The sequence below is a fragment of the Azospirillum brasilense genome, assembly GCF_008365405.1.
Lineage (GTDB): Bacteria > Pseudomonadota > Alphaproteobacteria > Azospirillales > Azospirillaceae > Azospirillum > Azospirillum brasilense_D.
This window is the reverse complement of sequence record NZ_QOKV01000033.1, coordinates 1-23,053: the sequence shown is the minus strand read 5'-3', so window position 1 is coordinate 23,053 and position 23,053 is coordinate 1. Positions and strand designations below refer to the sequence as shown.

General features: G+C 67.8%; 20 protein-coding genes. 10 read left to right on the top strand and 10 right to left on the bottom strand.

All coding sequences use genetic code 11. The features are described 5' to 3' along the window. The gene (locus tag DS837_RS29230) at window positions 1-1,113 is read right to left on the bottom strand and encodes an NAD-dependent epimerase/dehydratase family protein (RefSeq protein WP_149167956.1); all 1,113 of its coding nucleotides are present in this window, start codon (window positions 1,111-1,113) and stop codon (window positions 1-3) included. Window positions 1,114-1,446: 333 nt separating this feature from the next. On the opposite strand from DS837_RS29230, the gene DS837_RS29225 reads away from it, so the two are divergent. From DS837_RS29225 to DS837_RS29205, 5 genes are read left to right on the top strand one after another with little or no spacing between them, the layout of a single operon-like run. Further along, window positions 1,447-2,529 carry an inositol-3-phosphate synthase gene (locus DS837_RS29225; protein WP_425599281.1) on the top strand — a complete coding sequence of 361 codons (1,083 nt, stop codon included), beginning with the start codon at window positions 1,447-1,449 and terminating at the stop codon, window positions 2,527-2,529. A gap of 8 nt (window positions 2,530-2,537) precedes the next feature. Further along, window positions 2,538-3,134 carry a histidine phosphatase family protein gene (locus DS837_RS29220; protein WP_247890190.1) on the top strand — a complete coding sequence of 199 codons (597 nt, stop codon included), beginning with the start codon at window positions 2,538-2,540 and terminating at the stop codon, window positions 3,132-3,134. Further along, window positions 3,131-3,946 (top strand): TIGR04290 family methyltransferase, encoded by an 816-nt coding sequence (locus tag DS837_RS29215; RefSeq protein WP_149167953.1) that lies wholly within the window; start codon window positions 3,131-3,133, stop codon window positions 3,944-3,946. The genes DS837_RS29220 and DS837_RS29215 overlap by 4 nt, the downstream gene beginning before the upstream one ends. Continuing rightward, window positions 3,943-4,869, top strand: a complete 927-nt coding sequence (locus DS837_RS29210; protein ID WP_149167952.1) for a beta-xylosidase — start codon at window positions 3,943-3,945, stop codon at window positions 4,867-4,869. The genes DS837_RS29215 and DS837_RS29210 overlap by 4 nt, the downstream gene beginning before the upstream one ends. 41 nt (window positions 4,870-4,910) lie before the next feature. Further along, window positions 4,911-6,677, top strand: coding sequence for a hypothetical protein (locus DS837_RS29205; RefSeq protein WP_149167951.1), 1,767 nt, complete (start codon window positions 4,911-4,913; stop codon window positions 6,675-6,677). 99 nt (window positions 6,678-6,776) lie between these two features. Here DS837_RS29205 and DS837_RS29200 read toward each other — a convergent pair whose 3' ends face one another. Both DS837_RS29200 and DS837_RS29195 read right to left on the bottom strand, forming a co-directional pair. Further along, window positions 6,777-7,859 (bottom strand): potassium channel family protein, encoded by a 1,083-nt coding sequence (locus tag DS837_RS29200; RefSeq protein ID WP_149167950.1) that lies wholly within the window; start codon window positions 7,857-7,859, stop codon window positions 6,777-6,779. Window positions 7,860-8,005: 146 nt separating this feature from the next. Next, window positions 8,006-11,290: a DEAD/DEAH box helicase gene (locus DS837_RS29195; RefSeq protein WP_170296038.1), complete on the bottom strand. Its 3,285-nt coding sequence runs from the start codon at window positions 11,288-11,290 to the stop codon at window positions 8,006-8,008. Between the two features lie 357 nt (window positions 11,291-11,647). Between DS837_RS29195 and DS837_RS29190 the strand changes: the two genes are divergently transcribed. From DS837_RS29190 to DS837_RS29170, 5 genes are all read left to right on the top strand, one after another. Further along, window positions 11,648-12,220 carry an Hsp20/alpha crystallin family protein gene (locus DS837_RS29190; RefSeq protein WP_149167948.1) on the top strand — a complete coding sequence of 191 codons (573 nt, stop codon included), beginning with the start codon at window positions 11,648-11,650 and terminating at the stop codon, window positions 12,218-12,220. Between the two features lie 91 nt (window positions 12,221-12,311). Then, complete coding sequence (locus tag DS837_RS29185; RefSeq protein ID WP_149167947.1) at window positions 12,312-12,830, top strand: BCAM0308 family protein; 519 nt, start codon at window positions 12,312-12,314, stop codon at window positions 12,828-12,830. A gap of 50 nt (window positions 12,831-12,880) precedes the next feature. Further along, entirely contained in the window at window positions 12,881-14,242 is a 1,362-nt protein-coding gene (locus tag DS837_RS29180; RefSeq protein WP_149167946.1) for a nicotinate phosphoribosyltransferase, read from the top strand. Window positions 14,243-14,289: 47 nt separating this feature from the next. Further along, window positions 14,290-14,523: a hypothetical protein gene (locus DS837_RS29175; protein ID WP_149167945.1), complete on the top strand. Its 234-nt coding sequence runs from the start codon at window positions 14,290-14,292 to the stop codon at window positions 14,521-14,523. Window positions 14,524-14,549: 26 nt separating this feature from the next. Further along, on the top strand, window positions 14,550-15,536 hold the full coding sequence (locus DS837_RS29170) for a ribose-phosphate diphosphokinase (RefSeq protein ID WP_149167944.1): 987 nt from the start codon (window positions 14,550-14,552) through the stop codon (window positions 15,534-15,536). Here DS837_RS29170 and DS837_RS29165 read toward each other — a convergent pair. The 7 genes from DS837_RS29165 to DS837_RS29135 form a co-directional block, all read right to left on the bottom strand. After that, window positions 15,514-17,241, bottom strand: coding sequence for a long-chain-fatty-acid--CoA ligase (locus DS837_RS29165; RefSeq protein WP_149167943.1), 1,728 nt, complete (start codon window positions 17,239-17,241; stop codon window positions 15,514-15,516). The two genes, DS837_RS29170 and DS837_RS29165, sit on opposite strands and share 23 nt — an antisense overlap. A 61-nt stretch (window positions 17,242-17,302) precedes the next feature. Then, complete coding sequence (locus DS837_RS29160) at window positions 17,303-17,851, bottom strand: hypothetical protein (protein ID WP_149167942.1); 549 nt, start codon at window positions 17,849-17,851, stop codon at window positions 17,303-17,305. 12 nt (window positions 17,852-17,863) lie between these two features. Then, window positions 17,864-18,928 carry a hypothetical protein gene (locus DS837_RS29155; protein ID WP_211102434.1) on the bottom strand — a complete coding sequence of 355 codons (1,065 nt, stop codon included), beginning with the start codon at window positions 18,926-18,928 and terminating at the stop codon, window positions 17,864-17,866. Window positions 18,929-18,931: 3 nt separating this feature from the next. Beyond that, on the bottom strand, window positions 18,932-19,741 hold the full coding sequence (locus tag DS837_RS29150; RefSeq protein ID WP_170296037.1) for a universal stress protein: 810 nt from the start codon (window positions 19,739-19,741) through the stop codon (window positions 18,932-18,934). 47 nt (window positions 19,742-19,788) lie between these two features. Continuing rightward, window positions 19,789-20,631, bottom strand: a complete 843-nt coding sequence (locus DS837_RS29145; protein ID WP_149167940.1) for a universal stress protein — start codon at window positions 20,629-20,631, stop codon at window positions 19,789-19,791. 266 nt (window positions 20,632-20,897) lie between these two features. Beyond that, a complete protein-coding gene (locus tag DS837_RS29140) occupies window positions 20,898-21,203 on the bottom strand; it encodes a hypothetical protein (RefSeq protein ID WP_149167939.1) in 306 nt (101 codons plus the stop codon). 87 nt (window positions 21,204-21,290) lie between these two features. Continuing rightward, a partial coding sequence (locus DS837_RS29135) for a sensor histidine kinase (protein ID WP_149167938.1) occupies window positions 21,291-23,053 on the bottom strand: 1,763 nt, incomplete at its 5' end.

Sequence of the window (23,053 nt, the reverse complement as noted above, 5' to 3'; positions counted from 1 at the left end):
TCATGCCACCAGCCCCCGCGCTTCGAGTTCGCCCCGGGCTTCGGCGACGCGGTCCTGCGCCTCCTGCCGGGCAACCCATTCGGCGAGTTCGGCCAGCCCCTCGGCGAAATCCTGCCGCGGTTCGTAGTTCAGGACAGCCCGCGCCTTGCCCAGGTCGGGGATGTTATGGCGGATGTCGCCGGCGCGGGCTTGGCCGGTGATCTCCGGCGTCAGGTCGGGCCGGCCCATCGAGGCGGCCTGGAGCCGCGCCACCTCCTCCACGGTGCGGTCCTCGCCGGACCCGATGTTGAAGACCTCGCCATTGGCGGCTAACTCGTCGAGCGCCAGCAGGACAGCGCGTGCCACGTCGCCGACATGCACGAAGTCGCGCCGCTGTTGGCCATCCTCGAAGATCATCGGCCGCTGACCGTTGGCGATGCGCGAGGCGAAGATCGCCAGCACCCCGGTGTAGGGGTTCGACAGCGCCTGCCCGGGGCCGTAGACGTTCCACAGCCGCAACGCCGCCCCTTCCATCCCGTATTGGGCGGTGAGCGTCAGGGTCAGCCGCTCCTGCACGTATTTGCCGATGGCGTAGACGGACCTCAGGGCCGGGCGCTTGCTCTCCGGCGTGGGGACGGGGATCAGCGGCCGTCCGTCGCAATCCAGCGGGTCCCAGGAACCGTCGGGATTGCGCGTCCCGCGCACCACGTCCTCCATCGGCGTGCCGTCGGCGGTCCGGTACAGCCCCTCGCCGTAGATGCTCATCGAGGAGGCGACCACCACCCGGCGGACCGGTCGGTCGATCAGCCGCTGGAACAGCACGGCCGTCCCATGGTCGTTCACCGAAGTGTAGCGGTCCACCGCGTACATGCTCTGGCCGACACCGACCTCGGCGGCGAGGTGGATCACCGAATCCACTCCCTCCAGCGCCCGACCGACCATGGTCTCGTCGCGTATATCCCCGATCAGCAGTTCGGCGTCCGGGTCCAATTCGTCGGGCCGTGTCCGGGTGGGATGGACTTGCGCGATCAGACTGTCGAGAACCCGAACCCGGTCGCCGCGGGCGAGGAGTGCCCTGGCGACGTGGCGGCCGATGAAGCCGGCGCCACCGGTGACAAGAATGGATTCTCCCACAAGCCCCTCCGCGGATGGACGGTGACGTTTACGGTAACTACTATTGGGTGTGTTGATTGTGTGTAAAATTGCCAAACCCCGCCACGGTCCTCATTTGTAAGAGGCTACAGCTTTTCACCTGCATGCGTGAGAAACCGCAGTGCCCGCTTCATGAACAGAAGCGCGGTCGTATCAATATTAACATCGTTGCTGGACTTTCCACACCTTACCCAAAAGGCGTGGTCAGATCGGACGATCTTCCGGCAATTGTTTTTCCAGGATACAAATATCATTCCGGTCCATTAAGGAAGTTTTCAGGATGAGGAGAATTTCGTGACTGGGAAAAAGCTGCGGGTGGCGATTGCCGGTGTCGGAAATTGCGCTTCGTCCTTCGTGCAAGGTGTGAGCTATTATGCCGATGCTCAAGCTAATGAGCCGCCGCCCGGGCTGATGACCCTCGATCTCGGCGGCTATCGGGTCAGCGACATCGAAATGTCCGCCGCCTTTGATGTGAACGCCGCCAAGGTCGGGCGGGATTTGTCCGACGCCATCTTTGCCCTTCCGAACAACACCTGCCGTTTCGCAACCCCGCGTGCTTCGGGGGTACGGGTGGAGCGCGGTCCGACACTGGATGGCATCGGCCGCTATCTGGCCGGCGACATCGAGGAGTCGGGGGAGGCGCCGGTTGCCATCGCCGAGTCTCTGCGCCGCTCAGGCACCGATATCCTGGTGTCTTATCTGCCGGTCGGTTCGCAGAAGGCCACGGAGTTCTATGCCGAGCAGGCGCTGGAGGCCGGCTGCGCCTTCGTCAACTGCATCCCGGTCTTCATCGCCTCCGATCCAGGTTGGGCGAAGCGGTTCGAGCGGCACGGCCTGCCGGTCATCGGCGACGACATCAAGAGCCAGATGGGTGCCACCATCATCCACCGCACGCTGGCGAACCTGTTCCGCGAGCGCGGCGTCCGGCTCGACCATACCTATCAGCTGAACTTCGGCGGCAACACCGACTTCAAGAACATGCTGGAACGCGAACGCCTGGAATCGAAGAAGATTTCGAAGACCCGCGCCGTCACCAGCCAACTGGACGTGCCGCTCGACGCGGACGACGTCCATATCGGTCCCAGCGATCACGTCCCCTGGCTGGCCGACCGGAAATGGGCGCACATCCGGTTGGAGGGCACCGCCTTCGGGGGCGTGCCCCTGAGCGTGGAACTCAAGCTGGAGGTCTGGGACAGCCCGAACTCCGCCGGCATCGTGATCGACGCGGTGCGGTGCGCCAAGCTGGCGCTGGACCGGAAGATGGCCGGGCCGCTGGTCGGGCCGTCGAGCTACTTCATGAAATCGCCGCCCGAGCAATTCACCGACCATGAAGCGCGCGAGCGCACGCTGCGCTTCATCGCCGGCGAGGCGGTGGACGGCCCGCGCTTCCGGGCGTGAGCGGCTGCGTGGAAACAATCCTGGTCCTGCTGCGTCACGCGTCGCACGACCGGCTCGGCTCCGTGCTGTGCGGACGCATGCCCGGCGTGACGCTCAGCGAGGCCGGCCGGCGCGAGGCCGACGCGCTGGCCGTTGCATTGGCGCGTCACCGGTTCGCCGCCGTGCTGTCCAGCCCGCTGGAGCGTGCCGTGGAAACGGCGGCGGCGATCGCCGCGTCACAGGCCTTGGCCGTGGAGGTGGAGGAGGATCTCAACGAGCTTGATCTCGGCGCCTGGGCCGGCATGCGCTTCGAGAAACTGCGCGGCGACCCGGCCTGGAATGTGTGGAACAGCGCGCGGTCGCACGCCCGCCCGCCTGGGGGCGAAACGATGCTGGAGGCTCAGGCCCGGATGACGCGCTGCATCGAGCGGCTGCGCCGCCGATACGCCGGCCGGACCGTGGCGCTGGTCAGCCACGCCGACGTCATCAAGGCGGCGCTGTCCCACGCCCTGGGGCTTTCCGTGGATTTCCACGCCCGGTTCGAGATCGCTCCGGCGTCCCGCAGCGTGCTGATCGCCGGGGAATGGGGCCTGAAGGTCCACAGCATCAACGAGGCGGCGGAATGACGAATCTGACGACCGACCAGATCCGCGCCCGGGTCGCCGCGCTGGGGGACTGGTTCCACAACATCGATCTGAACGGCGTCAGCACCGCCCCCGACCACTTCCTGCACGACTACCCGAACGTGAAGTGGCGGCGGTTCGCCCATGCGGTCCCGCAGGATCTGAGCGGCCTGACGGTGCTCGACATCGGCTGCAACGGTGGCTTCTACTCCATCGAGATGAAGCGGCGCGGCGCCGAGCGGGTGGTGGGAATCGACTTCGACGACCGTTATCTCGCACAGGCGCGCTTCGCCGCCGAAGTGACCCGCCAAGACATCGAGTTCCGCAAGCTGTCGGTCTACGACCTGGCGTCGCTGGGGGAGCGGTTCGACGTCGTCCTGTTCATGGGGGTGCTTTACCATCTGCGCCACCCGTTGCTGGCTCTCGACCTGATCCACGAGCATGCCGCCCGCGACCTGATGATCTTCCAATCCATGCAACGCGGCTCCGAGACGGTCGAACCGGTGGGCATCGATTACGACTTCCGCCAGCAGGACCATTTCAACGCGCCCGGCTATCCGAAGCTGCATTTCATCGAACACCGGTATTCCGGCGACTGGACGAACTGGTGGGTCCCGAACGCCGCCTGCGCCGAGGCCATGCTGCGCAGCGCCGGCTTTCGGATCGTCGAGCATCCGGAGCAGGAGGTCTATGTCTGCCGCCGCGCAGCACGGCCGACGGAGGCGGGCGCCGTCTATCCCGCCCTGCCATCCGCCGCCGCACCATCCGCCGGACAGGCGCTGGAAAACCACACGAAGACGGAAAGCCAGGGATGATCGAAGCCGCCAAGATCTGGAACGAGCCCAACAACAAGTCCCACTGGAATCCCGATCTCGATCCGGAATGGGATCTGTTCTCCCGCATGACGATCCTGGCCGGACAGGCGATCCGGGCGGAGAACGGTGCGCTCACCCGTGTGTTGGGCGGCATCTCGCCCATCGATCCCTCCTTCATCCGCCGCCTGGGCGAGCGCGGCGCGCTGGACCATGTGGATGTGGTTGCGGTGCATGGCTTTCCGCTCGACTGGAATCTCTGGCAGATCCGGGAATGGCCGGAGAAGATCGAGGAAATCCGCGCCGTCACCGGCAAGCCCATCTGGGTGACGGAGGCCGGCGTCTCGTCCTTCGGCGCCGAGGAGGTGCAGGCCTGGGGCGTCGCCCGCACCGCGGAACTGCTGATCGGCCGGGTTCCACGCATTCACTGGTACAGCCTCTACGATCTTCCCAGCGCCTGGGAGGCGACGACGCGCCACAAGGAGGCGGAGGGCTCCTCCTACTACCGTCATTTCCACATGGGGCTGCTGCGGGCGGACGGCACGCCCAAGCCGGCGCTCGACGCCTACGCGCCCTATGCGGCCGAGATGGGGATTTGCCAATGGTTCCACTTCGAGGATCACCGTCTGGACGAGGCGGTGGCCTGGATGAAGCGGTTGGGCGTCCGGCATCTGCGCACCGGCCTGTCCTGGGCCGACAGCTTCCGGCCGAACGCGCTCGCCTGGTTCGACCGTCAGATGGAAGCGCTGGCCGATTTCGATGTCACCATCACCTTTTGCTTCACGCCCGAGCATCGTGGGATCGAACCACACCACACCAGCCCGCCCCAGGTCGCCGAGGAGTTCGCGGATTTTTGCGCGGCCATGGTCCGCCGCTACGCCAGCACCGCTCCTGCAGCGCCGGCCTCCCTTTTGGCGCTGGGATAGGGGAAAGGCTGAGTTCCCTCGCCACCCGGAGAGGCCGAGCCATGCTGGTTTACGGCGATCGCGACCGTGTCGAGGACCCACGCGTCGTCGTGGCGCGGATCGCCGCCGCCCGTCGTACAGCCGCCGCCAAGCCCGACGGGCTGATCCGTCATGCCCTGCTGGTGTCCCTGCTCATCGAGGCGGCGGAGCTTGCGCAGGGCCTCGCCGATGCGGAATTCGCGGCGCTGGAGGAGGACGATTGCACCCCATGCCGCGACGCGGCGATGGCGGTCGTGATGGAGCTGGCCCGCACCGTCGCCCGGTCCTGGCGCGGCGAGCCGCAGCCGGGCGCTTGCGCGCTGACGGCTGGGCTGGAGACGTTGTCGGCGCAACCCTTGCCCGAAACCGTGCGGATGCGCCGGCCCGAGGGCTATGCCTTCTATGGCCTCTATCCGGAAGCCTATCTGGAGGCTGCGGCCCGGCTTCCGCCGGATCTGCCCGCTCCGGTCGTCGTGATTGGCCTGCGCAGCATCGGAACCGGGCTGGCGGCAATGGCGGCGGTCGCGCTGGACGCAGCTTCTCCGGTCACTCTGCGTCCTATCGGTCATCCGTTCCAGCGCGCCGTCCGCGTGTCGGCCCGCCAGCGGGCCGCCCTGCTGGCCGACGCGGGCGCGTCCTATGTGATCGTCGATAAAGGGCCGGGGCTGTCCGGCAGTTCGTTCGGCGCCGTCGCCGATTGGCTGGAGGCGGCGGGCGTGCCGTCCCGGCGGATTGCGTTCCTTCCCAGCCATGGCGGCGCTCCGGGGCCGCGCTCATCCGACCGGCACCGCCGCCGCTGGGCCGAGGCGGTGCGTCCGGTGATCGGCTTCGATGAATTGGCGCACGCCGCGCATGGCCCGGTGCCGCCCTTGGAGCGCTGGTTCGAGGATGCGCTCGGCCCTGCGGTCGCACCGTTGCGTGATTTGTCGGGCGGCGCATGGCGGACGGCATCGGCGGATTTGGCGGCGGATCTGGTGGCGGATGCGGTGGCGGACTGGCCGCCGGTCCATGCGCAGCAGGAGCGCCGCAAGTTCCTGTTGCGCATCGTCTCCGGCTCCTGGCTTTTGAAATTCTCCGGCCTCGGACGCCAGAGCGAGGCCAAGCTGGCCCGGGCCCGCGCGTTGCATCAGGCGGGTTTCACGACCGAACCCATCGCGCTTCGGCACGGCTTCCTGGCGGAGAGGTGGTTGGACGGCGCGCATCCGCCCTCCTCCATGCCTCTGGAGCGCTTGGCCGACTATCTCCTGTTCCGCGCCCAACGCTTTCCGGCGGAGCGTGACACGGGCGCCAGCCTTCCGGATCTCCTGGCGATGGCGCGCGTGAACATCGGCGAGGCGCTGGGCGCCGCGGCAACGGCCTCCTTGGATCGCTGGACGGCGGACACGCTGAGGGAACTGGACGCCGGGGTCCGGCGTGTCGTCACCGACAACCGCCTTCACATCTGGGAGTGGCTGCGCACCACCGACGGCCGGGTGCTGAAGACCGACTCGCTCGATCACGCCGATGCGCATGACCTGATCGGCTGCCAGGACATCGCTTGGGACGTGGCGGGGGCCATCGTCGAGTTCGGCCTGCCGGCGGCGGAAGCCGACCGGCTGTGCGGCGCAGTGGCCGCTTCAAGGCGGCTGGTGGCCTTCCATCTTCCCTGCTATCTCGCCTTCCAGATCGGCTATTGGTCATTCGCCTCCTCCGATGCGGGAGCGGCGTCCATGCGCCGCTTCTACGAGGAGGCTTGGAAACGGCAAGCGGGCCGTGGTGGGCGCTCATCACCTTCCGCCGGCACCCCATAACCGCCGCTTCGAGCATCACCTTCGGACCTGGCGCGTTCCTGGCAACCGTGGAGGCCGTGCACAGCCGATCCGGGCAGCGCCTTCGAAAACCGACAGCGTTTATTGGCCTTCTGCCTTCTCGTCACCGTGCGCCGGACTGATCACAAGCAGCAGGTCTCCGGGCTGGATGATGTGGCGGTGACGTTCCGTGAAGGGAATGGCGTGGCCATTGCTGTGGATCTGCACGACCACGCCGGCGGTCGCCTCCGCCATGGTCCTGCCGATTTCGTCCCGGGCCGCCGGGCGCTCCGTCAGCACCAGTTGGCCACCCACCGACATCAGGTCGCACAGGAAGGGTGTCGCATGGCTGGTTTCCACGGCATCGGCCATGAGATAGCCACCGATCCTGGGCGGCGACACCACCAAGTCGGCGCCGCTCAGCTTGGCCAGTTTGATGTTCTCCTCCTGCTTGATGTTGCCCACGATTTTGGTGCCGGCGGACAGGTGACGGACGGTCAGGATCACCAGAATGGTGGTGTCGTCCCGGCCCGAACTGACGATCACCGCCTTGGCGCTTCCCACGCAGGCAAGGGTCAATATCTCTTCGCTGGTGGCGTCGCCGAGCAACCCGATGAACCCCGCCTCGGCCGCCAGCCGGATGCGCTCCTCCGATTGGTCGATCACGACGATCCGTTCGCCCGGATGTCCCTTGGCGACCGTCTCCTGCGCGGCGATGAAGCCACTGTGCCCGAAGCCGCACAGCACGATATGCCCCTGCAGATGCTTCTGAATTCGGCTCATTCGGAAATCCTCGATGATCCGCTGCACAACGAATTCGTAGGCGGTGCCCAGAAAGATGAACCAGATGAAGATGCGGATGGGCGTGACCGCGAAGGCGTCGATCAGCCGTGCGGTGTCGCTGACCGGAACGATGTCGCCGTAACCGACGGTGGTGACGGTGATCATCGCGAAGTAGAGAATGTCAGAAAAGCTGACATGGCCGTCGATCTGGTCCTTCAGCCCATCGCGGTCGAACCAGAACACCGCGATGACCAGGGCGATCAGGACGACGACGAGCCCGACACGAAGGGCGAGCGTCTGTTCCGCCGACATTCCGGAGCGGACATGAAGAACCCGGCCTCGTCGGGGCGCAGACTTGATCCGCCACGTCTCGTTGCCATTCTGCTCGCCAAGCTTCGGCATGGGCCATCCACCGGATCAGACACTCCCGGCCATCATAACGGGGGATTCCCGCGCATGGCTCCACAAGGCTGCCTTCAGAACCGCCATGGCATGAAGGGCACGGGGACCGTTCTCATGCCGGGAACCCAGGGATCGCCTCATGTCGCTCAGGCCGCGCCGACCGATGGCAGTTGATCGAGCACGGCCCGCGCATTGTCCAGGATCTCCAACGGTCCTTCGGCGCTCAGCGCAAAGACGAGGCGGTCGTCTGTCCGACGCACCTGTCCGGTCCCGAGACGCTCCAGCGCCGCTTCGCGCACGGCCCGGCAGGGTGTGTCGTTCAGGGTCAGCGAGACACCCGAGGGTCCGGCGGCCAGGGCGGCGACGCCCAGCCGCCGGCAGCGCGCGCGGAGCGCAGCGGCCGCCAGCAACAGCTCGACCTCCTCCGGCAACGGCCCGAAGCGGTCCTCGATCTCTTCGCGCAACGGCTCGACCGCCGCTTCGTCGCGCAGACGCGAGAGGCGGCGGTGCAGGCCGATGCGCAACTCCTCCTCCGGAAGGTAGGCGGCGGGAATGGTCTGCGGCACGCCCAGGCGCAGTTCGGGGGAATCGTCCATCTCGGCGCCGGCCAGCGCGCGGGCCAGCAGATGCTGGTACAGCTCGGTTCCGACCAACCGCAGATGGCCGCTCTGATCGGTTCCCAGCAGGTCGCCCGCCCCACGCTGGTCGAGATCGAGCACACTGAGGGCGAAGCCACCGCCCAGGCTTTCGATCGCCTCGAGCGAGCCCAGCCGCCGCTCGGTTCGCTCGCTGAGCGGAGCGTCCGGATCGGTCAGCAGATAGGCATAGGCCTGCGCTCCCCCGCGCCCGACCCGGCCGCGGAGCTGATGGAGCTGGCCGAGTCCGAAAAGGTCGGGACGGTGGATTGCGATGGTGTTGGCACGGGGAATGTCGATGCCGGTCTCGATGATGGGGGTTGAAACCAGCACGTCGACCGTTCCTTCCGCCACATCGACCATGACCTGATCGAGTTCGGCAATGGGGAGACGGCCGTGCGCGACGGCGACCGACAGACCGGGGGCGAGCGCGCGCACCTCGGCCTCCAGCGCCGGCAGGTCGGCGATCCGCGGGGCGACGCAGAAACTCTGTCCGCCCCGCGCCTTTTCGCGCAACAAGGCGGACCGCAGAACCGAAGGGTCATAGGGGGTGACCCGCGTGCGCACCGGGCGGCGCCGCACCGGGGGAGTATCGATGACGCTGACTCCCCGCAGTCCCGCCAGCGCTCCCTGCAGCGTCCGTGGAACCGGCGTGGCGCTGAGCGCCAGACCGTGGACGCCGGCCGAAAGCCGGGCCAACGCCCGCTTCTGCACGGTGCCGAAGCGCTGCTCCTCGTCGACGACGACCAACGCCAAGTCGGCGAAGCGCACCGTCTTCGACAAAAGGGCATGGGTGCCGACCGCGATCGCCACCGATCCGTCGGCGAGGCCGTCGCGCACGGCCTTTGCGGCCGACGCCGCCATGCCACCGGTCAACGGCTCGATGCGCAGGCCTAAGCCGGCCAGCCGCCGTCGGAACACCTCCAAGTGCTGGCGGGCGAGCACGCTGGTCGGAGCAAGAACGGCAACCTGCCGGCCGGTGAAAGCGACCGCCGCCGCGGCGCGCAACGCCACTTCGGTCTTGCCATAGCCGACGTCGGCGCAGACCAGATGGTCCATGGGGCGCCCGCTAGCGAGTTCGGCCATCACCGCGGTGATGGCGCGCCGCTGCCCTGCGGTCTCCTCGTAGGGGAAGCGGGCGGCCACGCGCCGCATCGGTCCGGCCGGCGACGCGATCACGGGGGCTTTCGTACGGGCCCGGCGCTCGGCTTGGCGCACGAGGCTTTTCGCGATTCGGCCGATCTCGCGCTCCAACTCCGCACGGCGGGTGATCCAATTTCCACCTTTGAGCCCATCGAGCGCCACCCGGGCGTCGCTGCTGCCATAGCGCCACACGCGGTCGAGATCGGCTGCCGGCACCAGGAGCCGATTCTCGCGGGCATACTCCATCACCAAAACGTCTTCCGGCTGGCCTCCGGCTTCAACCGTTTCGAGCCCGCGCACCGCGCCGATCCCGTAGTCGAGATGGACCGCAAGATCGTCGCATGACAGGTCGACGGGTGCCAGCGGGGCGACCGGGCCGGCTCCGCCTTCCGGACGGGGGCGTTGGGCGAGCACCGTCACGCCGTCGAACGTGAAGCCCGCCGCGACCCGAAGCACCAGGGCTGCCGGCGTCACGGGAAGCCCGTCCACCGGCCAGCGGTCGAGCACCGGCACCGGTCGGCCGGTCGCCGCCGCCACCCGCTCCGCCATCCTGGCCGCGTCGGCGGCGTTCGCAGCGGCAATGATCACGGGTTCGCCCGCGGCAATCCTCTCTCCGGCGAGGCGGGGGAGGGTGCGTTCGGACACCGCCGGCGCTTCCCTGGACGAGGCTTGCCCGTCGGGCTCCAGGGTCAGAACCGCGCGCCCTCGCAACCCCGTCTCCCACGCGTTGCGGTCGAGGTGCATGGCCGATGCATCGGCTTCCTCCACGTCGTCGAACCGCGCCTCAAGCCGGTCGCCGACCCCCTCGTCAATGACGACCGGACTGTCGGCAAGAAGCTCAAGCAAACTCGGCAGGCGGTCGTAGGCCAGGGGCAGCAGGCGCTCGAAAGCGGAGGGGCGCCGCCCGGCGGCGAGTTCCTCCGCAAGCCCTGCGGCCACCGGGTCTCTACGGGTCTCCAGCCCTTGGACCAACCGTGCGACGATCTCCGGTGCCGCCGGGATTTCGGTCACCGGATGAACGGTGATCCGGTCGCAGTCGCCCGTCGAGCGCTGGCTTGCCGGATCAAAGGTCCGCATCCGTGCGACCCGGCCATCGACGATGTCGCAGCGGATGGGGCGGTCGGCGTCGCCTGGAAATATCTCCACTACGGAACCGCGAAAAGCGGCTTCCCCCGGTTCGTCGATCCGCTCGTCGAGGATGTAGCCGCCGGCAACGAGGCGGTTCCGCCAAGTCTCCTCCTCATAGAGTGCGTCCGTCGCGATGACCAACGCGACGTCGGGCCAGGCGTCGGGAGGCGGAAGACGCTGCAGCGCCGCCTCGGCGGTCGCCAGAACCAGCCGCCCGGCGCCTTTGGCCGGTCGGGACAAGGCGGCGATGGCAGCGGCCCGTTGCCCAAGCACGACCCGCGACGGCTGCCCGCGCTCGCCAAGGGGGACGTCCCAACTTGGGATGAGCAGGATTTCGAGGTCCGGTGCCGCGTCCCGGATCGCCCTGGCGAGCCGGACAGCCCGCGTCTCGCTGCGGGTCACGACCAACGGCACCGCCTGCGAACAGGCGGTGCCTCTGGCAAGCTCGATCGCCAGCGCGCCTTCGGCCGGGGCGATGCAGGTCGCGGACCGGTCCAAGCGGAAAGCGGTGCGGTCGAATTGCATCAAAGATGCAGAATCAGGCATGGCACACTGCGTCAAGGGAAACGGGGAGAGCTGGCACTTAACAGCCGGACGCCCATTCATTCCCGACAGGGTGGGTAAATTCGTTGGACGCTCCGTACGAAAGGGGCCGGCGGGCGTTTTTCCGTTCAAGCTGTCGTTTCAGCCCCATGAGGGGAATCATCGCTTCTTCTCCGGCTCCATGACTGAACTGCCCCATCCGGCAACAGGAGGTGGAGCTACCTCCTCATCGCCTGGCCCCGGTCGGAAGATGCTTGATCCAGGTTAACGTGTCCGGGCCGCTTTGGGTCGATAGAAAAGGCGGCACACGCGCCACCGCAACAAACAGGAGGCACTCCCATGGCCGACACGAACGTGACGGAAAAGCCCAAACAGGAGGAGACCTCCCGGCAGGCGATCGCTTCCACCGGTGCAGCGGCTCAGGAGATCGCCGCCCGCAACCGGCACCCGATCCTGGCGTTGCGCGACGAGTTCGACCGGCTGTTCGACGAAGCGTCCTCCATGTTCCGCTTCCCCTGGAGCCGGCGCTCGCCGTTCGACCTGGAACCGTTGCTGCGCACGGAGTTGGAGGGCGCCGCTTTCGCGCCGCCGGCCGAGGTCGAGGAGCGCGCGGGCGAGTATCGGGTGACCATGGAAATGCCCGGCATGGACGAGCAATCCGTGGACCTCAGCGTCCAGGACGACGTCCTGTCCATCAAGGCCGAGAAGAGCGAGGAAAAGGAGGAGAAGGACGCCAGCCGTTACGTCTCGGAGCGGCGCTACGGCCTGTGCGCGCGGTCGTTCCGCCTTCCCGCCAATGTGGACCGCGACCGCATCGCGGCCAGCATGAAGAATGGCGTCCTCACCGTCGTCCTTCCCAAGACCGAACCGGGCCAACCGTCCAAGCGGAAGATCGACATCGCGAAGGCCTGAACGGCCCGGAATCGCGGCCCGGAGTCGCGCCACGGAGTCATTGAGTGCCGGGCAACGCCGGCACTTCCTTTCCTTCACCGGCAGGTTCCCCATGGGCGAGCACATCCACGAACCGCGTCCCCACGACCAGCGTCCGCAGCCGGCCCGTCGCGACCGGCTGATCCAGGAGCATGTCCACGACCCATACAAGCGGGCGGCCAAGCTGTCCGATCCGACGGTCTGCCCGCAATGCGGCGCCGTCTACCACCACGGGCGGTGGAGCTGGGGGCTGCCCGCCGTCGATGCCGCGAAGGAGCTGTGTCAGGCCTGCCACCGCGCCAACGACCGCTACCCCGCCGGCACCGTGACCCTGTCCGGCGGCTTCGTCGGCCCGCATCGCGACGAGATCCTGGCCGCCGTCCATCACCAGGAGCGCCTGGAGAAGGACGAGCATCCCCTGCACCGCATCATCGGCATCGAGCATCGCGACGGCGACATGGTGGTGACGACCACCGACGTGCATCTGCCCCGCCGCATCGGCGAGGCCCTGCACCACGCCTATGCCGGCGATCTCGACCTCCACTACGACAAGGACGCCTATTATGTCCGCGTCGCCTGGAGGCGCGACTGAGCCGGGACCTGTCGGGCATTCGCGCCTGAGGGCGTGGGAAAGGGACGGCCATGCCGGAGTCGGACGGAGACGGGGATGGCAACAGCCTGCTGCTGACGGACTATTACCAGCTCGCCATGGTCCAGGCCTATGTCGAGCATGGCCTGACCGACGTGGCGTCGTTCGAGTTGTTCGTGCGCAAGCTGCCGCCGGGGCGGAACTTCCTGATGGCCGCCGGACTCGAACAGGCGGTGGCATTCCTGGAGAGCGCCCGGTTCGGCGCGGACGAGATCGCCTGGCTTCGGAATGAGGGCCGGTTCTCCGGCGCGGCCGTCGAGGCGTTGGCGAATTTTCGGTTCAGCGGGGACGTGGACGCGCTGCCCGAAGGGACGGTCTTCTTCGCCCACGAGCCGATCCTGCGGGTGACGGCGCCGTTGCCGCAGGCGCAGCTCGTCGAAAGCCGCCTGATCAACCTGATCCATCTGCAGACCGTCATCGCCTCGAAGGCGGCGCGGCTGGTGCTGGCGGCGCGGCACCGCCCGCTCATCGATTTCGGGCTGCGCCGGGCGCATGGGGCGGAGGCAGCGCTGCTGGCCGCGCGGGCGAGTTATCTGGCGGGGTTCGCCGGAACCGCGACGGCGCTGGCCGCCATGCGCTTCGGCATTCCCGCCGTCGGCACCATGGCCCATTCCTTCATCCAGGCCCATGCCACCGAGAGGGAGGCCTTCGCCAACTTCGCGCGCTCCCGCCCGCGGCAGCTCGTGCTGCTCCTGGACACCCACGACACCGAAGCGGCGGCCAGGACCGTGGTCGCGCTGGCCCGCGATCTGACCGGCGAGGGCATCCGGATCGACGGGGTGCGGCTCGACAGCGGTGATCTGGCAGCGCTCTCCCGCAAGGTGCGGGGAATCCTGGACGAGGGCGGCCTGGACGAGACGCACATCATCGCCAGCGGCGGCCTGGACGAGGCGGGGATCGCCGATCTTCTGGACGGCGGGGCGCCCATCGACAGCTTCGGCGTCGGCACCAGCCTGGGGACCTCCACCGACGCGCCGGCGCTGGATTGCGCCTACAAGTTGGTGGAATACGCCGGCCTGCCGCGGCGCAAGCGGTCCGCCGGCAAGGCAACGTGGCCCGGACGCAAGCAGGTCTTCCGGCGCTATGGGGCGGAGGGGCGGATCGAGGCCGACCGGCTTTCGACCACGGACGGCGACGAAGAGGGGCGGCCCCTGCTGGTGCCGGTGATGCGCGGCGGCCGGCGGGTGGCGCCGCTGCCGGACCTTCCGGCGATCCGGGCCCATGCGGCGGCGGAACTGGCATCCCTTCCGGAAGCCCTGTCGCATCGGACCTCCGGGCTTCCTCTCCTGGTGGAGATCGCTCCGATTCTGGAACGCCTTGCCCGGGAGGCGGACCGGCGGGTCGACACCGTGTGAAGCAGAGCCTCGACCGGGCGGTCGGGGCGGAATGGATGGGTGGAGTCATGGATTCCTATCTGCATCTGGAATACATCGTGGAACGGCAGCGAGAAGCGTGGACCGTGCGCATGCAGGGCGGCGATTGCGCCGGCTTCTTTCCGTCCCGGCGTCATGCTCTCAAGGCGGCGCTCGGTGACGCGGAGCGGGTGTGCGATCTCGGGCACCATGTGGACGTGTACGCCCAGCGTCTGGACGGCAGCCTGAGACGGGTTGCGGCGCGCCCCGCCAACCGGCCATGAGTGGTGTCCGACCCAAGGAGGCTTCCATGGGAAACGATGGCATCCTGCTGTTCGATCTGGACCCGGACTGGGGCCATGGGGAGCGGATCGCCCAGCATCTGGAGGTGCCGGTGAGCCTTCACGAGGAGCGGGGCTTCGAGGACGGGGAACTCAAAGTCCGCCCGCTGGTGGGGGTGCGCAACAGGGACGTCTATGTGGTGCAGTCCCTGCAAGGCGATGCGGAGCGCAGCGTGCACGACAAGCTGTGCCGGCTGCTGTTCTTCGTCGGCGCGGTGAAGGACGCGTCCGCCGCGCGCGTGACCGTCGTTGCGCCCTATCTGGCCTACGCGCGCAAGGACCGGCGGACCAAGCCGCGCGATCCCGTGACCCTGCGCTATCTGGCCGGCATGATGGAGGCGGTCGGCGTGGACCGGGTGATCGCGGTCGATGTCCACAACGAGGCGGCGTTCGAGAACGCCTTCCGATGCCGGACGGAGCATCTGGAGGCGCGCAAGCTGTTCGCGGCGCATCTGGCACCGCTGGTCGGCCATGGCGGCCTGTCCGTGGTGTCTCCGGACGTCGGCGGGGTGAAGCGGGCCGAACGGCTCCGGGAGTCCCTGGAGCACGCCTTGGGCCGCGACGTCGGGCTCGCCTTCATGGAAAAGACACGCAGCGGCGGCGTGGTGCGGGGCGGAACGCTGGTCGGCAACGTCCAGGGGCGGACGGTGGCGATCCTCGACGACCTGATCAGCACCGGCACCACGATGATGCGCGCCGCCTCGGCCTGCCGCGCGGCGGGCGGTGGCCCGGTCTTCGCCCTCGCCACGCACGGGCTGTTCGTCGGCGGCGCCCCGACGGTCGTCGCCTCGCCGCTGTTCGACCATGTCGTCGTCACCGACACGCTGCCGCCGTTCCGCCTGCCGGAGAAGCTGGTGTCCCGCCGCGTGACGGTGCTGGCCACGGCCCCGCTGCTTGCGGAGGCCATCGCCCGCATTCACGGTGGCGGGTCGGTCAGCGATCTGCTGGCCGATTGACCTCCCGGTCGTCGCCCCCCGGCCGTTCGGGGATGAGGTCGCGTTTCAGAATCTTGCCGATCGTCGAGGTCGGCAAGGCCGTGCGGAACTCGATCCGCTGCGGTTGTTCGAAGCGTGACAGGCGAGGGGCGAGGAAGGCGCGCAACTCCGCTTCGGACAGCGCGGACCCGGGCTGCGGCACGACGAAGGCCCGGATCGCCTGCCCGCGCACCGGGTCGGGCTCGCCCACCGCCGCGGCGTCGGCGACCTGCGGATGCTGCTTGATGACCGCTTCGACGGTGCGCGGGTAGACGTGCTGCCCACCGGTGACGATCAGGTCCTTCAGACGGTCCACGATGTGCAGGTAACCGTCGCCGTCGAGAAAGCCGATGTCCCCCGTGTGCAGATGGCCGCCGTCCATCGCCTGCGCCGTCGCCGGCGCGTCCTGCCAATAGCCGGCCATCAGTTGCGGTCCGCTCACGCACACCTCGCCGATGCGGCCTTGGGACAGCAGCGTGCGGCGGTCGTCCAGCGCGACGATCTCGACCAGGGTGCCCGGCAGCGGCAGGCCCGCCGAGCCCGGCTTGTTCAGGCCGCTGAACGGGTTGCAGGTCACCACCGGCGAGGCTTCGGTCAGGCCGTAGCCTTCGGCCAGATAGGCCCCGGTGAGTTGCTGGAAGCGCTCCAGCAGCAGCGGCGGCAGGCTGTCGCCTCCCGACACGCACAGGCGCAGCGACGACAGATCGTAGCGGTTCAGATGGGGAAAGGCGGCAATGGCCTGGAACAGGCGCGGCACGCCGCTGAAGATGGTCGGGCGTTTGCGCTGTATGGTCTCCAGGATCTCGCGCACGTCCACCCGCGGCAGCAGGATCAGCTCCGCCCCCAGCGCCAGGGCGAAGTTCATCACGCCGGTCATGCCGAACACGTGGAAGAAGGGCAGCACCGCCAGCACCCGTTCACGGCCCGGCTCGGCGCCGGTGAACCAACGGCGGCACTGGATGGTGTTGGCGTACAGGCCCGCATGGGTCAGGACGGTGCCCTTGGGAACGCCGGTGGTGCCGCCGGTGTATTGCAGCACCGCGGGGTCGGCGCGGGGCTGCACCGCCACCGGGCGAGGCGCGCCATGGTCGGCGAGCAAACGGCGGAAGCACACATGCCGCTCGTCCCTGGGGATGTCGGCCACGTCCCGGCGTTTGAGCAGCCGATAGGCCCAGTTCCTTGGAAATGGCAGGGCGTCGGCCATGCGCGCCACGACGACCGTTCGAAGCCGGCCCGGCCACCCCAGCGCGTCGAGCTTGGCGTGGAACGGGACGAGGTCCAGCGTGATCAGAACCTCGGTCCCGGAATGCTCGATCTGATCGGCCAACTCGGCGATGGAGGCGAGCGGGTTGAGGTTCACGACAACGCCACCGGCCTTCAGGATGGCGTGGAACGCGATCACCGAATAGGGACAGTTCGGCAGCAGAAGGGCGACCTTGCCTCCCTTTCCGACGCCCAGCTCCTGAAGCCCGCGCGCGGCGCGATCGATCAGGCCGCTGGTCTGTCGGTAGGTGATCCGTCGTCCATAGAAGTCGAGGCAGACGGTGTTGGGAAAGGCGGCGCAGGCCTCCTCCACCAGCCGGTGCAGCGGCCGCTCCGGGATGGGGGTGCGCCAGTCGAGCCCGGCCGGATAGGACGCTTCCCAGGGCTGACGTCCGTTTGTCGGCGGCGTTGTCGCGCTGTCCATGGCGTGCCCCTGCGTTGATGGGAACCATCGGGAACCCGGTGTGGGTGCGTTTCGGCGGCCGTCACATCATGTCGCCCGCTCCGGTCTCCGCGTCGAAGGGGTTGATGCCCGGCCGTCCCGGCCGTCCCGCCACGCAGTCGAGCAAGGCTGGAATGGCTTTGCTCGTCCCGCTCAGCATGATGGACACCGTGCTGCGCCGTCCGTGGACGGACAGGCTCGATCCGCGCATCAGGGCATCGAGCAGGTCGCGCGTCAACGGCAGGCCCAGGTTGAAGATGTCCGGCACCGGCACCTCGACGATGCCTTGCCCGGTCCAGCGCCGGTCGATGCTGACGACGACGTCATAGACGGCGCCGATGGACAGGTCGAAGTCCGCGCGGAAGACATGCAGCCGGAACGTCCTGAAATCGCCGGTGACCGTCATTGCGATGGCGGCATCGATCTCCGGGCGCCCATCGATCCGGTATTCCGAAAGGAGCAGGCAGTAGCCCGCGCCATCGCTTTCCAGTCTCCAGCCCACCACCCGGTCCTTGCCGTAGGCCAGTTCCGGAGCAAAGCCGGTCGTGGCGATCAGCAGTGCGAGCGTGCGCCATAGGGATCTACGCTCCATTGTCGGAAGCTCCTATCCTTGACCGAAGGGGCGCGCGGTGGCCAAGCGCAGATAGGCGTCGATGCGGGCGAGCCAGTCGCCGCGCCGCTCGCCCGCCGCCTCGTCCAGCCGCTCGGCGGCGAGGCGCGCCCGCAGGCTGGCGCGGAAACTGCGGTAGAAGGCGATCAGCCGCCGATCGGCTGCGTCGCCGCTCCAGGCGCGGTAGAGGTCGAGAATGGCGTCGCCGACCCGTCGGGCGCCAAGCCGCTCGCATTCGAGAGCCAGATAGGCCAGTTCGTCGACCGGGTCGAGCAACCGCAGGTCGCGGCTGAACTCCAAGCAGTCGATGATTCGGGGCGTGCCGTCGAGGAAGACATGCTCGGGCCGCAGGTCGCCGTGCCCCTCGATGATCCGCCCCTCCGCCGCCCGCGCCCCAAGCAATCGGCCGTGTTCCGTCAGAAAAGCGACCTGCGTTTCGGCGGCGGCGCGGGCTCGTTCGGCCAGCGGACCGGTCACCCGGGGAAGCGTCACGTCGAGATTGCGGCTGATGTCCGCCTCGAAACGCCGCTGATAGTCGGCTGGCGACATCGGTTCCGCCAAGCCGCCGCGGTAGAACTCCGTCAAGACGAGGCCGAGCCGCTCGATGTCGGCCGGTGCCAGAGCGCCGGCCCTGATGCGTTCGTCCAAGCGCCGCTCCTGCGGCAGTCGCACCATCCACACCAGCCAGTCGGCCACCAAGTCCCGCGGACCGGGGCGTCCCCCGAGACGGAACGAGCCGTCCGGACGGGCGAGCAGACCGACCACGCCGAGGTAGACACCGGGCGCCAAGCGGCGGTTCAGCCGCGTCTCCGTCAAGCAATTGCTTCGCCGGGCGGTGAGAGACGTGAAATCCACACAGGGCAGACGCGCCGGCTTCTTCAGCTTGTAGGCATGCCGCTCGGTCAGGAAGACCCACGACAGATGTGTTTCGATGGTCTCGACCCGGCTTGGACGATCCGGATAGGCGTCGGGCCTGCGCAGAAAGGCGATCTTCGCATCCAGCGGGATGCAGGCTTCCCTCGTCTCCTGTGGAGCGGCGATGGTGTGCGGGTCCGCCACGGCTCAATGCACCATCAGCACCGGCCGATCGGCGTTTTCCAGCACATGGTGGGTGGCGCCCCCCAACGCTTGTTCGAACACGCGGGCGTGGCCGTAAGCCCCCATGACGAGGAGATCCGCCGCCACCGCGCGGGCCTGGGCGAGAATCGCTCCGGGCGCTTCGAACTCGGCGGCGAAATTGATCCGCGCGTCCGCGTGGATGCGGTGCGCCTCCAGATAGGCCAAGGCGCGACGGTCGGGCTCGTCGTCGAACCCTGGCGGGTGCACGGAGAGCAGGATGGTTTCCTTGGCGTGACGCAGGAACGGCAGCGCGCCGTGCAAGGCGCGGCCGGCCTCGCGGCGCTCGTTCCACGCGACAAGCACGCGTTGCGGCCGGAACGTCTCCTCCGCCCCCGGCGGAACGATCAGCAGCGGCGCGCTGGCGCTCAGCACAAGTTGGCCGAGCGCGCGTGGCGACAGTCCGCCCCCGCCTTGCGGGTCTCCGTCACCGCGGCCGGCGACGATCAGGTCGGCGTAACGGCTGTGGAAGGCCAGCCGCTCAGGCAGGAAACCGTGATCGGCGATCCAGTCGCATGTCAGGCAGGCGGCGCTGCACCGGTCGATGAAGCTCTGTTCCGCTTCGGCCGAGGGTCGGCCGGGCACCGGTGGGATGGCGACCGGCGCCGCGACGTACCAGGGCAGAGCGGTCTCGGCCGGGCAATGGAGGCCGATGAGGCGCGCGCCCATCAGGCGCGCCACCGCGATGGCCGTCGAAAGGCCGGCGCTCGTGTGCAGATCCCGGGCGAACGGCACGAGGATCGTCTTGATGTCCATGATGACCTCCCGGTCTTGCTCGCATCGGTATGCCCGGCGCCGATGCGTCAGTGGGACATCAGCACCGGGACGGTCATACGGTCGAGGATCGAGCGCGTCGCGCCGCCGAGCACCCATTCACGGGCGCGGGAGTGGCCATAGGCACCCATGACCAGCAGATCCGCATCGTGGTCGAACATCCAGTTCAACGCCACATCCGCCACGTCGCTGCCCTCCGACGACAGGGAGGCCACCTCCACCGTCACGCCGTGGCGGGCCAACAGGGTGCCGATGTCCGCCCCCGGCAACGCGCCGTGACCGCTTGGCGTGGATGCCGCATCGACCACCAGCACCGTGACCGATGTCGCCTTCTCCAGCATGGGCATGGCGTCGGCGACCGCGCGCGCCGCCGCGCGGCCCGCGTCCCAGGCCACCACGATCCGTTTCCCGATGGTGGGACGGAGGCCGGCTTGGGGAACCAGCAGCACCGGCCGCCCGCAGGACATCACCACCGTTTCGATCTCCAACCGGCCGACGAGCGCCGAATGGCCGGGCAACGCCTGACCAAGGACGAGAAGGTCCGCGTAGCGGGCGTTCAGGGCCAGGGCCCTGTCGATCGCCGTGTCATCGCACTTGCAGATCCGCCGTTCCGCCACGCACCGCTGCTGGTCGAGCAAGGCGTCCATCCTGGCAACCGTGCGCTCCGTCTCCTCCGCCGCGGACCGGTTCAGCGCATCGGTCACGAACTGCGGAACGCCACCGTCGATGGACATGGGAATGCGCGGCTGAATGTCGAGCACGAGGCCGGTCAGATGCGCCGTGTGCTGCTCCGCCAGGAGCATGGCCGCTTCGACCCGTGCCGCGCCGGCCGGGCAATCATCGAACTGGACGAGAATTTCCCGGTAGGACATGGCCGCGTCTCCTTGGTCGTGTGATGGGGCGTTTTCGCCCGACGAGCATGGCGAGACAGCATTGGCTCGTATGAGGATCGCGACATTAACCTGGATAAAGACCGGAGCGGCGCAGACACCGGGAACCGGCTCCGCCAAGCGTGCACGAGGTGGTCAGTTAACTCCCCGCCAACTCCCCGCCAACTCGCCGCGGATCGGCAGATAGAAAGCTGTAGGCGGGGCTTCGGCGGGCGCAGGCCGGGGTGGCGGCCCGCAAGTCGTCCCTGTCAGGCGATTGTGTGGTGACCATCGCCCTCTCCCTTGCGCACCGCTTCCTCGTTCTCGTGATGGCGGACGTAATGCGCCAGAACGATCTTCAGGACACCGGTGCGCTTCATGTCCCGGCAGGCCACCGCATGGGCAATGTCATCCTCGATCATGCGGCGGATGGTGCGTTGCCCCTCCGGGGTTTGGTCGAGGTAGGAGCCGAGTTCGGCGGCGACGATCTCCGGCAAATGCTCATGCTCGGCGATGGCGTCGATCTCCTCGCGGGTCAGCCCACTCAGCCCGATGCAGTCTTCGATCGTGATCATTATGATGGCCTCCCTGGTCGCGGGTGTGACACCAGTCTGGCCGGATCGAGCAGCGCGGACCTTAACCCAGGTTAGCAAGCCACGACTTCAATTGGTGTGTCCTGCGTCTCCGGTGTGAAGGGTCAGCCGCAAACTGGTTTGCGGCGACGTTGTCCATGTCGACTCCGCGCCAACCTGCTCGGCCAGCATGCTGATCAATTCGAGGCCGGAGGATCGCACCCGCTCCGGCGGCAGGCCAACGCCATTATCGGACAGCATCAGATGGATCTCCCCGGGCTTTGTCACGAGCAAGGCGAGGGTGATCGTCCCGCCTCCCTGTGGGAACGCATGCTTGGCGCTGTTGGTGATGAACTCGTTGGCGATCAGCCCGAGTGAGACGGCGGTGTTGTGGTCGACATACGCATGGTCGACGCTGGTTCGCAGCGCGATTCCACCGGCAAGGCCGCGTCCATGAAGGGCTATGGCGTTGGCGCACAGTTCCAGAAGATACTCTCCCAGTTCCACGACGCCGACCTGGCTGGCCTCATACAGGCGCGCATGGACGAGGCGAAGCGCCTCGACCCGCCCCTGGAGTTGATCCAGGATGCGGATGGTTTCTTCGCTCTTGGCTTGGCCGCTTTCCAACGCAAGCAGGCTCAAGATCGCCTGGAGGTCGTTCTTGACCCGGTGCTGAAGTTCGCGCATCGACATGATCCGCTGGTCTTCCGCCCGGCGCAGGAGGTCGCTGGTGTTCCGCATCGTGTCGTAGACCGAGGCCAATTCCTCCAGGTTGGTCGGCGGCGGCGGCGGCAACGCCGCTCCGGGTGTCTGCATCGCTTCCGCGACTTGCGCCAACCCGCTCACCGACTTGGACAGCCGACGGGCGTAGCGCAGCACCAGGAGGGAGGCGCAGCCGAGCGCTAGGATACTGACGGCGGCCGCCGACCACAGCGATCGGCGCAGAGGCTCCTCGAACACGGAGGCCGGCGCGGCGAACGCGACTGTCCATCCCGACACTTTTGAACGCGAGAACACGAGCGACAACGGCTCTCCCTCCAAAGCGGGGCCGGTCGCCTGCCCGGTCGGAGCCGTCTGGATCGCCATTTGAACCCACCCAGGGGCTGGTTTGCCGACAAACTGTTCGGCAGCGCGCGTTCGCGCGACGACGACCCCGTTTCGGTCGATGATCCCAGCCACCCAGCCGTCGGGGATTGGCTGCTCTCGAAGGAGGGTCTCCCATTTCGAGGTCGTCACCGCCGCAATGAGTGCGTAACGCTTGCCATCCTTTGCCTGAACGGGCACCAGGACTGCACCGACATGCTCGTTGGCGATGGGGCCGAACAACAGGCCGGAAACCTGCGGCTGTCCGGTGGTCATCGCCTCGCCCAGCTTGGGATTGATGTCGGCAACCGTCGGCACGGTCGTTCCGTACGGAACTTTGGTGCTGAACACCACGCTTCCACCGGCATCGCGAAGCGTTACGTGCGACCAGTGAGAATGCTTGTCCTTGACCGCCTGAGCGACGCGATAAAGCCGTTGCGGATCGCCATCGACGACCATCGTCGCGGCAAGCGCCTCCAGGGCGGAGGTGGTGACGAGCAGTTGCTGATCGAGAGCCGCCGCGATGGCGCGGACCGTGATCGCCATCTCGGCGGCGGCAAACCGTCGCTGTGTTGTCAGATTCCATGCGACCAAGCTGACAGCGATGGCAGCCATGGCTGCCAAGGCCGTGACCACGACGCTGAGAGCCCGTTTGAAAAGGGTTGGCGGCAACGGCATGATGTGATTCAAGCTTCGGATGTGGACCGAAGCGACGCGCAGCCGAATGGCCAGGATCGAGAAGAAGACGAAGCGGTATTCTACGGACCTGA

Excerpts from the sequence above, each read along its gene's own strand:
- DS837_RS29215 (WP_149167953.1), top strand. The coding sequence starts at position 3,131 with ATGACGAATCTGACGACCGACCAGATCCGCGCCCGGGTCGCCGCGCTG.
- DS837_RS29140 (WP_149167939.1), bottom strand. The coding sequence starts at position 21,203 with ATGATCACGATCGAAGACTGCATCGGGCTGAGTGGGCTGACCCGCGAG.
- DS837_RS29165 (WP_149167943.1), bottom strand. The coding sequence starts at position 17,241 with ATGGACAGCGCGACAACGCCGCCGACAAACGGACGTCAGCCCTGGGAA.
- DS837_RS29170 (WP_149167944.1), top strand. The coding sequence starts at position 14,550 with ATGGGAAACGATGGCATCCTGCTGTTCGATCTGGACCCGGACTGGGGC.
- DS837_RS29195 (WP_170296038.1), bottom strand. The coding sequence starts at position 11,290 with ATGCAATTCGACCGCACCGCTTTCCGCTTGGACCGGTCCGCGACCTGC.
- DS837_RS29200 (WP_149167950.1), bottom strand. The coding sequence starts at position 7,859 with ATGCCGAAGCTTGGCGAGCAGAATGGCAACGAGACGTGGCGGATCAAG.
- DS837_RS29180 (WP_149167946.1), top strand. The coding sequence starts at position 12,881 with ATGCCGGAGTCGGACGGAGACGGGGATGGCAACAGCCTGCTGCTGACG.
- DS837_RS29190 (WP_149167948.1), top strand. The coding sequence starts at position 11,648 with ATGGCCGACACGAACGTGACGGAAAAGCCCAAACAGGAGGAGACCTCC.
- DS837_RS29175 (WP_149167945.1), top strand. The coding sequence starts at position 14,290 with ATGGATTCCTATCTGCATCTGGAATACATCGTGGAACGGCAGCGAGAA.
- DS837_RS29210 (WP_149167952.1), top strand. The coding sequence starts at position 3,943 with ATGATCGAAGCCGCCAAGATCTGGAACGAGCCCAACAACAAGTCCCAC.
- DS837_RS29160 (WP_149167942.1), bottom strand. The coding sequence starts at position 17,851 with ATGGAGCGTAGATCCCTATGGCGCACGCTCGCACTGCTGATCGCCACG.
- DS837_RS29185 (WP_149167947.1), top strand. The coding sequence starts at position 12,312 with ATGGGCGAGCACATCCACGAACCGCGTCCCCACGACCAGCGTCCGCAG.
- DS837_RS29205 (WP_149167951.1), top strand. The coding sequence starts at position 4,911 with ATGCTGGTTTACGGCGATCGCGACCGTGTCGAGGACCCACGCGTCGTC.
- DS837_RS29150 (WP_170296037.1), bottom strand. The coding sequence starts at position 19,741 with ATGGACATCAAGACGATCCTCGTGCCGTTCGCCCGGGATCTGCACACG.
- DS837_RS29145 (WP_149167940.1), bottom strand. The coding sequence starts at position 20,631 with ATGTCCTACCGGGAAATTCTCGTCCAGTTCGATGATTGCCCGGCCGGC.